The 9,931-nt window shown below is 45.8% G+C and carries 10 protein-coding genes; 6 read left to right on the top strand and 4 right to left on the bottom strand.

Annotated elements, in window-relative coordinates; genetic code table 11:
* Positions 1–12: 12 nt before the first annotated feature.
* Positions 13–1,989, top strand: coding sequence for a methyl-accepting chemotaxis protein (locus N5P32_RS08565; protein ID WP_265728668.1), 1,977 nt, complete (start codon positions 13–15; stop codon positions 1,987–1,989).
* Between the two features lie 62 nt (positions 1,990–2,051).
* On the top strand, positions 2,052–2,531 hold the full coding sequence (locus tag N5P32_RS08570; RefSeq protein ID WP_265728669.1) for a peroxiredoxin: 480 nt from the start codon (positions 2,052–2,054) through the stop codon (positions 2,529–2,531).
* A gap of 91 nt (positions 2,532–2,622) precedes the next feature.
* Here N5P32_RS08570 and N5P32_RS08575 read toward each other — a convergent pair whose 3' ends face one another.
* The 4 genes from N5P32_RS08575 to N5P32_RS08590 all read right to left on the bottom strand — a co-directional run bounded on the left by N5P32_RS08575 (position 2,623) and on the right by N5P32_RS08590 (position 5,464).
* Positions 2,623–3,891 carry a TRAP transporter large permease gene (locus N5P32_RS08575; protein WP_265728670.1) on the bottom strand — a complete coding sequence of 423 codons (1,269 nt, stop codon included), beginning with the start codon at positions 3,889–3,891 and terminating at the stop codon, positions 2,623–2,625.
* Positions 3,892–3,893: 2 nt separating this feature from the next.
* Positions 3,894–4,367, bottom strand: coding sequence for a TRAP transporter small permease (locus N5P32_RS08580; protein WP_265728671.1), 474 nt, complete (start codon positions 4,365–4,367; stop codon positions 3,894–3,896).
* Between the two features lie 81 nt (positions 4,368–4,448).
* Positions 4,449–5,357: a DctP family TRAP transporter solute-binding subunit gene (locus N5P32_RS08585; protein WP_322783851.1), complete on the bottom strand. Its 909-nt coding sequence runs from the start codon at positions 5,355–5,357 to the stop codon at positions 4,449–4,451.
* Positions 5,276–5,464 carry a hypothetical protein gene (locus tag N5P32_RS08590; protein WP_265728672.1) on the bottom strand — a complete coding sequence of 63 codons (189 nt, stop codon included), beginning with the start codon at positions 5,462–5,464 and terminating at the stop codon, positions 5,276–5,278. Before N5P32_RS08590 ends, N5P32_RS08585 begins: the two co-directional genes overlap by 82 nt.
* A 658-nt stretch (positions 5,465–6,122) precedes the next feature.
* On the opposite strand from N5P32_RS08590, the gene N5P32_RS08595 reads away from it, so the two are divergent.
* From N5P32_RS08595 to N5P32_RS08610, 4 genes are read left to right on the top strand one after another with little or no spacing between them, the layout of a single operon-like run.
* Positions 6,123–7,130 carry an amidohydrolase family protein gene (locus N5P32_RS08595; RefSeq protein ID WP_265728673.1) on the top strand — a complete coding sequence of 336 codons (1,008 nt, stop codon included), beginning with the start codon at positions 6,123–6,125 and terminating at the stop codon, positions 7,128–7,130.
* A gap of 29 nt (positions 7,131–7,159) precedes the next feature.
* Positions 7,160–7,837, top strand: a complete 678-nt coding sequence (locus N5P32_RS08600) for a 4-carboxy-4-hydroxy-2-oxoadipate aldolase/oxaloacetate decarboxylase (RefSeq protein WP_265728674.1) — start codon at positions 7,160–7,162, stop codon at positions 7,835–7,837.
* The gene (locus tag N5P32_RS08605) at positions 7,830–8,918 is read left to right on the top strand and encodes a 4-oxalomesaconate tautomerase (protein ID WP_265728675.1); all 1,089 of its coding nucleotides are present in this window, start codon (positions 7,830–7,832) and stop codon (positions 8,916–8,918) included. The genes N5P32_RS08600 and N5P32_RS08605 overlap by 8 nt, the downstream gene beginning before the upstream one ends.
* A 49-nt stretch (positions 8,919–8,967) precedes the next feature.
* Entirely contained in the window at positions 8,968–9,840 is an 873-nt protein-coding gene (locus N5P32_RS08610) for an amidohydrolase family protein (protein ID WP_265728676.1), read from the top strand.
* Positions 9,841–9,931 lie beyond the last annotated feature (91 nt).

Genomic DNA, 9,931 nt, shown 5'->3' on the forward strand with positions numbered 1-9,931 from the left:
TAGAGGTCGATTATGTCGTTGTCCGTCATCCAAAGAATTTTATTTGGCTTTGGTGTTTTGTTACTGCTTTTGTTGATGATTGCTGCATCCGGATTTGTGGGCATCAACAAAATTGAGGACAGGTTAAACGTGGTCACTGGGAAGGTCGCCACTATCTCGTCTACCAGTACCGCGTTAAAAGAAGATTTGAGCTTGGCGAATGCGTCGGTATTGCAGTATTTGTTAAGTAAGTCCCCCGATGCCTTAGAAGAATTGTCCGGTCGTTTTTTGAACTATAAACAAGAGTTTGATGATGTCTCGAATCAGTTGTCTGTGCAGCTGCAGGGGCTACCAGAGATGAGCCAAGCGTTAAGCCGAATAAACGATGAAGTGGGACGCTTTTTTAATTACACCGATGTGGCCTTTTCTAACCACAAAACCATGTTAGAGCTTCAGGCGATGGTGCCGGATGAAAAGCTGGATTTAAAAGACGCCATTACTTTTGCCGCGGAAGACTTGGGCATATTAGTCACCGACGGTGATACGTCAGAAATTCAGTTTGCGGCTTCCTATATGCACAGCCAAGTCGAAAGCCTACAAGTGTCAGTAAATGATTACTTTGATGTGCGTAGCTTGGAAAAGATGCAGGACCTTCGTGACAGCATGGCGTCCATTATTACGAGCTTAAAAGACAAGCAGTCTTATGTGAACGACGACAATATCAATGATTTGGTCAGCGAAATTGAAAACAGTGTTGTGTCAGATGATGGTGTGGTCGCGAAGCAATATGAAAACACCCGTCTTTTACAGGAGTCTGAAGTACTGGCCAAAGAACTGTCTGGCAGTATGGCCAGTGTGACCACATCGGTACAAGAGTTGTTGTCTGAAGCTTCATTAATGGGGGTAAAGGCGAAAAAAGAAGCCAGCGATGCGGCGGATTTGTCGACTCTTATTATTGAAGTGGTGCTGGTGGTTTCTATTATCATAGCGGTGTTGGTGGCGCTTTGGGTGAGTCGTAGTATTCGACAGCCGCTAAAAGAAGTGATGTCTGTATTGGGTAAAATTGCGGATGGGGATTTCACTCAACGAAGTGCTGTAAAAACCAAGGATGAGTTTGGAGAACTGTCTAATTGGGTCAATGACCTAGTTACTAAGCTGCAAACCGTGATGTCAGAAATCGATCAGGCTTCCAATAAAGTGGCCGCTTCCGCGGGGAGTAATGTGCGTTTGGCCAGCGATTCTAAGCGACTAATGGCCGCGCAAAATGAAAGAACCACAGAAGTTGCGTCTTCGATGTCGGAAATGGTGTCAACCGTTGATCAAGTAGCGAAAAGCTCGGAAGTGATTTTGCATCAGATTCAGTCTGTTGATCAACGAGCAAGTGAAAACCGTGAACAAATGGACGCGAACATTCACAAAATTGAGCAATTGCTAGAGCAAATTGAAGCCTCAACAGTGGTGGTAAATCAGCTGGACGAGCATTCGAAAAGCATCGATCGTATTCTGGACGTGATTCAGGACATCGCTGAACAAACGAATTTGTTGGCACTAAATGCTGCGATAGAAGCGGCGCGAGCGGGTGAGCAAGGTCGTGGTTTTGCGGTAGTGGCAGACGAAGTACGTACTCTGGCGACGAGAACTCACAGTTCTACAGAAGAGATTCAACATGTCATTGTGCAGTTGCAACAAGGCGTGACAAAAACGGTGGGAAGTATGGAGGTGAGCAGACAAAGTGCCACTTCCAGCGCGGAAGAGGCGCGCGTTGTTGGCTTGTCTTTGGTCGAGCTGCAAAACAGCATGGCGGAAATCCGAGACCTGAGTACACAGATAGCAACGGCTGCAGAAGAACAATCAGCGGTAGCGCAAGAAATTAAGCAAAATGTTTTCGAAATATCTGAAATGTCGGAACAGGCTGCGTTGGGGTCTGACCAAAGTGAGAAAGACAGCGAAGGTTTGTCAAAATTAGCGTCTCACCAGAAGCAGTTACTTAGTCAATTTAAGATTGTTTGATGGTTTTTCTAACTTGGGTTGCGTTACTATGAGTGCAACTTAATTCTCAGGAGATATTGTCTATGTCGATTCTTGTTGGTGATATGTTGCCCCATGGTACGTTTCAAGTCATGGGGGAAGAAGGACCAGAGACTGTCGATGTTACTGAATTTTTTGCAGGGAAAACGGTGCTGATGTTCGCCGTTCCTGGGGCTTTCACGCCGACGTGCAGTGCCAGTCATTTACCTGGTTTTGTGGTGCATTTTGATGCTTTGAAAGAAAAAGGAATAGACGACATTGTCTGTCTTTCTGTGAATGACGTGTTCGTCATGAACGCGTGGGACAAGGCAAATAATGCCGAAAACCTAGTGATGGCAGCTGATGGCTTGGCCGAGTTTACGTGTTCAATGGGGTTAGAGTTGGATATTTCTGCTGCCAAAATGGGCATCCGTAGCCGTCGATATGCCATGTTGGTAACTAACGGTATTGTTCAGCAACTTTGGTTGGACGAGCCGGGCGAATACAAAGTCAGCTCTGCGGAATACGTATTGTCTCAGCTATAAAATTTTTTTACAGGGCCTAAAAAAAACGACGCACTTGGCGTCGTTTTTTTGTCTAGTACAGTTCAACCGATTGTTTTGACATGGTGTGGTGTTAATAACCAAATAAGGTCGGCAAGAAAGTGACCGTACTTGGTACAAAGGTAATTAAGATCAAAACCGCAAGCTCTACTAAAAAGAGTGGCATGATTTGCTTAGAAATGGCCGCGATGCCAACATTGGCAATCGAGTTGGATACGAACAAACAAATCCCCATAGGTGGTGTCACCAAACCAATCATTAGGTTGAAAATAACCACAATACCAAAGTGCACCGGATCAATGCCAAGGCTCATCGCAATAGGATGAAGGATCGGCAATAAGATCAACATGGCAGCGATCCCTTCTAAGAACAGCCCAACCACCAGCAAAATAACGTTCACAAGAATCAAGAACATCCAAGGGCTGGATACTTGTTCTAGTACCAATTGGCTAACGGTTTGAGGCACGCGTGAGAAGGTCAGTAACCAGTTCGCCGCCGCCACTACTCCAATGACGATCAAAATAACAGAAGAGTCGCGCATGGCTCGAATGAAAATGCGCGGCAAGCTCGATAGCTTGAGGCTTTTCAGAATAAAAATGCCGGCAAGCAAAGCATACGCCGCCGCAAATGCCGCGGCTTCGGTTGGTGTCACAATGCCCGTCAGGATTGAACCCACGATGAAGATCGGCATGAAAAGCGGAATCCATGCATCAACAAAGGCTTTCCAGCGCTCTTTCATAGAAAGTTTTGCTTTGATTGGCGCGTAATGTCCTGCGAAGAAATAGACATAAATCGACAAACCAATCGCGAGGAACAGTCCTGGAGTAACCCCAGCAAGGAACAAGGCCGGTACGGAAACGCCAGTGGTGATCAAAGCATAAATGATGACGGGAATGCTGGGTGGAATCATCGGGCCAATAACGGACGACGCGGCGGTTAATGCTGCCGCGAAGGCGCGAGGGTAACCCTCTTTTTCCATCGTGGGGATGAACACGCGGCCAAGTGCTGATGTGTCTGCTACGGCAGAGCCAGATAGTCCAGCAAAAATCACCGACGCCCAAATGTTGACGTGCGCTAGACCCGCTTTCATGTGACCCACTAATGCGTTTGCGAAATTGATGATGCGGCTGGTAATGCCGCTTTCATTCATGAGCTCGCCCGCCAAGACGAACAATGGGATGGCTAGAATAGAAAACGAATCCAATCCGCTAAAAATACGTTGTGCGACAAGGCTGACGTTGAATGGCAGCGTATAAACGTGTCCAACAGCGGCCAATAAGATGGCAAAGGCAATTGGGCTACCAATCACCAAAAGAACAATAAGAATTCCAAAACCTAGCATGATTATTGTCCCTTCTCTAATGTGGGAGACTGAAAGTATTCAACAAGTCGAATGGCGGCCGCGACGGTAAGGCAAACTCCTCCAATGACCATAGCAACTTGGAAGTAGTACATTTGAATGCCAGTGCCTGGTGCTTGGATCGCACCACGTTTCATCATGAATAAGTAGCCTGAATAGGTAATGACAACGCCACTTACAAGGGCGATAATGTCAGAAACAAAATGCAGAAGATGGCGGATTTTTTCCGGCACCATGTCTTCTAAAAATGTAAATCGAATGTGAAGCCCTTCTAAATAACACAATGCCATACCAAACATGGTGCCGTAGATCATGGCGTACTTGGCGACTTCTTCGCTCCATTGAATCGGCGAATTTAATAAATAGCGGCTAAGGCTACTGACTAATACGACGGCAAAGATAACGAATAGGGAAGTGCCGGTGAGAATTGCGAGAGTTTTTTTATAGAAGCGCTTCATGGTGAGCTTTCCGGGTTGTGACAAAGGGAAGAGAACCGAACACTTCTAATGACGCGTTCGGTTCTCTGATTTCAATGAGCGTTATTTGTTGGAGTTACTCACTACTTTTACAGACATTTGAGCACGTTCGATCCATTCCGGTTGAACTTCACCTTTCAACCAGTTGATCACCGCTGGCTGAGCGGCATCGCGGAACTTCGTCATTTGCTCTGGTGTCGGTGTGGTAATCTGCATGCCGTTTTCTGCCAGCGATTTTAAGCCTTTTGCAGAGTTGAATTGCTGGATGGCACGACCCATGGTACCAGCCACTTTGGCAGCACGGTTAATGATCGCTTTATCTTCATCGCTAAGAGACTGGTAAACGTCTTCGTTTATCAGCAAAAAGTCTGTTCCGTACACGTGTCCATCTAAGGTTAGGTATTTTTGGAACTCATAAAACTTGTTCGCTTCGATTACGCTGACAGGGTTTTCTTGACCATCAACAACACCCGTTGTGAGCGCAGAGGGTACTTCAGGCCATGCGATTGGGGTTGGCTCTGCGCCCATTGCTTTGACCATTTCAACGTATAAAGGCAGAGTTTGAACGCGAATTTTCAGGCCGCTCATGTCTTTGGGTTCTGCAACAGGGCGTTTAGAGTTGGTGAAGTTACGGAAGCCTGTTTCGCCGTAAGCCAGCGTACGTAATCCACTTGCTTGCAAACAATGCTCAGATAGGGCCTTACCAAATTCGCCATCGAGCACTTCCCATGCGACTGGCGCTGATGGGAATAAATAAGGGATTTCTAAAACGGACGCTTCTTTACACACTTTCGCAAACGCACCAGACACCATCGCCATGCTTAGCGTGCCTTCTTGTGCGGATTGAACCAGATCTGTCTCGCCGCCAAGTTGGCCTGATGGGTATACATTTACTTCAATACGGCCGCCGGATTCTGCTTCAACCAGGTTTTTAAATACCTCGGTAGCGGCGCCTTTTTTGAGGTGCTCCAGTCTTGGGGATCTACATGGCCAATGGTTAGCGTTAAATCCGCTGCGCTAACGCTGCTTACAGCGCCTGCTGCAAGTAAACCAAGTGTCAGTTTTTTTGTTAATTTCATCTTTGCATCTCCAAGCTCGGGACGTTCCCGATCATTTTATTTTTGTATTTCTACACTATAGTTAACTATAGGCAGGTGGTTCAGAATTCGCCATTTGTATCATAAGCCTAATAATATAGGATCATTTTGAAAATACCCTATATTTTTTCGATTAGGATCAACAATGCCCGAATCCAGCTTGCGTTTAGATTAGTGTTTTCATGTGTTTCAGAAAGCTTAGCTTTCGGCTTTGTTTTTTTATCAAAGCATTACCAAAATGTAGCAATTATTGTGATTTTAGAAATGAATTTTTTATGTCTCACGTATATCGAAAAAGGAATATAAAAAAATAATTCTACTGGTTTTTTTTTAAAAAGTCATAAAAATCAATGTTTTTTTGTGCTTTTTGTCTGAAGTGGAAGCCTATTTTTTGTGAGAAATTTAAATTAAATGTCTTAAGTGAGTAAATTCAGACCCTGTGTTAAAAAGTGGCTATCTCAAAATGCAATACCCTTTCGGTTAAATTGAAATAGCCAAAATGTCTCAGCATAAGAATACTCTTTGCAGATTTTTATGAAATGACGGTGTAAACCTAGAAGACATTAAGGCGTATCGCGTCACTGCCAGCCTTTCTGTATCACCGTGATTGTTACCTTAAATAAGAATAGAGAGCAGTAACATGATTATAGATTGCCATGGACATTATACGACCACTCCACCAGGTGTGGGTGAATACCGCGATAATCAAAAAGCACAAGTTGCTAAAGACCCTGCGTTTGTAGGTGAAAAAGGTAACGTTGTTGTTTCCGATGATGAAATCCGCGACAGTATTATCAACAACCAGCTTCGTTTGCAGCAAGAGCGTGGCACGGATTTAACCATATTCTCTCCTCGCGCTAGCTGGATGGGCCATCACATTGGCAATGAATACACGAGCCAATACTGGACTGAGCACCAAAACGACTTGATCCGTCGAGTGTGTGATCTTTTCCCTGAAAACTTTGCTCCTGTTGCGCAATTACCACAATCGCCTGGTGTTGATCCTGCTAAATCGGTTGGTGAAATCGTACGTACAGTCGAAGAAATGGGCTTTATTGGTATCAACTTGAACCCTGATCCAAGTGGCGGTTATTGGCAAGATAAGTCTTTGGCCGACCGTTCTTTTTACCCTATCTATGAAAAAATGTGTGAGTACGATATTCCTGCCATGATCCATGTAAGTGCGGCTTGCAATGATTGTTTCCATACTACAGGTTCTCATTACTTAGGCGCGGACACCACTGGCTTTCAACAGCTAATGATGTCTGACGTGTTCAAAGATTTCCCTGAATTAAAAATCATCATCCCTCATGGTGGCGGTGCGGTTCCTTATCACTGGGGACGTTTCCGCGGTATGGCGCAAGATCAAGGTTTTGACCTGGCTGAGCGCGTGTTGAATAACATCTACTTTGATACCTGTGTTTACCATCAGCGTGGTATTGATCTTCTATTAGATATTATTCCAACGAAGAACATCTTGTTTGCTTCTGAAATGATTGGCGCAGTGCGTGGTATCGATCCAGAATCTGGTCATTATTTTGACGATACAAAACGTTATATCGATAACAACACCGTATTGTCTGCCGCGCAGAAACAAGAAATTTTTGAAGGCAATGCTCGTCGCGTCTTTTCAAGACTAAAAGCGTAAGGCTTTCGATTACAAGGGGATAAAACATCATGCGAAATAATGTAGTAGTACAAAATATTGAACGTGCAGACCAAGCGGTAATCGACGGTTTGGCGGAGTGCGGCGTAGCGACAATCCACGAGTCTCAAGGTCGCGTTGGTTTATTAGCGCATTACATGCGTCCGATTCAGATGGACAAAACCATTGCGGGTTCTGCAGTGACTATTTCTGGTGCCGCTGGCGATAACTGGATGATGCACGTAGCTATTGAGCAATGCAAAGCGGGTGACGTGATGGTGTTTGCTCCAACGTCTCCTTCTAATCATGGCTTCTTTGGTGACTTGCTTGCGACGTCTGCACAGTCTCGTGGCGTGGTGGGCCTGATCATCGAAGGCGGTGTTCGCGACACGCGTGATTTGCGTCAAATGAACTTCCCTGTGTGGTCAAAAGCGGTATTTGCAGAAGGTACGATTAAAGAAACCGTTGGTTCCGTTAACGTTCCTATGGTTTGCGCTGATGCCTTGGTGAACCCAGGTGACGTAATTGTGGCCGATGATGACGGTGTGGTTGTAGTGCGTCGTGAGAATGCTGCTGAAGTATTGGAATTGTCTCGTAAGCGTATGGCGAATGAAGAATCAAAACGCATACGTATGGCGAATGGTGAATTGGGCTTAGACATTTATGAAATGCGCCCACGCCTAAAAGAGAAAGGCTTAAAGTATGTCTAAACATTCAGGCGTTATAAAGAGTGCGCCTTGTATGTGGATGCGGGGCGGCACGTCAAAAGGTGCTTACTTCTTAGCCGCAGATTTACCGACTGATGTTGATGCTCGTGCGCAGTTTTTATTGCGCGTGATGGGCTCTCCTGATGAACGTCAAATCGACGGCATTGGTGGCACAGATCCATTGACGTCGAAAGTCGCCGTGGTGAAAAAATCGGAACGCGACGATGCCGATGTAGACTATTTGTTCTTGCAGGTGTTTGTTGATCAAGCGATTGTTACCGATGCGCAAAACTGCGGCAACATTTTAGCCGGCATTGCACCGTTTGCCATCGAACGTGGCTTGGTTGCGGCTCAGGAAGGCGAAACCTCTGTGCGTATCTTCATGGAAAATACAGGACAAATCGCGGTGGCTCGTGTGTTAGTAAAAGACGGCGAAGTGCAGTACGAAGGCGATGCTCGCATTGACGGCGTACCGGGCTTTTCAGCGCCAGTTCCCATTGTTTTCCAAGATACGGCGGGCTCCAGTTGCGGTGCTTTATTGCCAACAGGCAATGTGGTCGATGTGATTGATGGCGTGGAAGTGACGTGCATCGATAACGGCATGCCAGTGGTGATTATGCGCGCAGCGGACATGGGCATTACGGGGACAGAGACTCGTGAAGAGCTTGAAGCCAATGACGTATTGCGTGCGAAGCTAGAATCTATTCGCTTGCAAGTTGGCCCTATGATGAATTTGGGTGACGTGAAAGAAAAATCCGTTCCTAAGATGACCATGGTGAGCGCGGCGACCAACGGTGGCGCGATTTCCACTCGTACTTTTATTCCTCATCGTTGTCACGCTTCTATTGGCGTGTTGGGTGCGGTGAGTGTGGCGACTGCGGCGGTTCTAAAAGGCTCGCCGGCTAATGAAGTGGCTAACTACGAATCAAGCGCGCGCATGACATTAGATGTAGAGCATCCGATCGGCGCAATGACGGTTATTTTGGATCAAGAAGACAATGGCGATGTCGGCTCAGCGGCTATTTTACGCACTGCGAGAAAATTATTTGATGGGCAAGTGTTTGCTCATGGTAATGGTCTATAACGCTTTTTCTTATTGATGATAAAACGAATTATAAAAAAGGTATTTGAACATGATGGACAAAGATTATATTCCATTTCATTCGGCACCAAGTAAGCCAGAATTTAAAGCGCCAGCGGGCGCGGTAGACGCGCATTGCCATGTTTTTGGTCCTGCCGATAAATTTCCTTACCATCCAAAACGCAAATACACGCCTTGCGATGCTTCGAAAGAGCAGTTGTTTGCGTTGCGTGACCATTTGGGTTTTTCTCGCAATGTTATCGTACAAGCCTCTTGTCACAGTACCGATAATTCCGCGTTGATTGATGCTTTGGAAACGGCGGGTGATTTGGCGCGTGGTGTTGCGTTTGTGGATGATTCTATTACTCACGAAGACATTGAAAAAATGCACGCTGTGGGCGTCCGCGGAGTGCGTTTTAACTTTGTGAAGCGTTTGGTAGACAGTACGCCAAAAGAAGTATTTTTCTCCATCGCAGACAAAATTCGCCCTTTCGGCTGGCACATTGTTGTGTATTTTGAAGCGGCCGATCTTGAGGAATTGATTCCTTTCTTGAAAGAGTTGAATACCACGATTGTGGTTGACCATATGGGGACGCCAAATGTTGCCAATGGCGTGGATCATCCTGACTTTAAACGCTTTGTTAACTTCATGGCGGACAACGATAATGTGTGGTGTAAAGTGAGTTGCCCTGAGCGTTTGACTCAGCATGCGCCAGATTATTCGGATGTGTATCCTTTTGCCCGTACTTTGGTTGAGCAGTTCTCTGATCGTGTATTGTGGGGAACCGATTGGCCGCACCCGAACATGAAAGTGGAAGCGCCAAATGACGGTCATCTTGTGGATGTAATTCCTCATATTGCGCCAACGAAAGAGTTGCAACAAGCGTTGTTGGTGGACAACCCAATGCGTCTGTATTGGGCATAAATCTAACGACATATAAAGCAGAGGCTACCCATATGGCGAGTAACTATTCAGACAGACAGTTTCAGGGCACGTACCTTTTTGATGGCAAAAT

Source organism: Marinomonas pontica, assembly GCF_026191375.1.
GTDB lineage: Bacteria > Pseudomonadota > Gammaproteobacteria > Pseudomonadales > Marinomonadaceae > Marinomonas > Marinomonas pontica.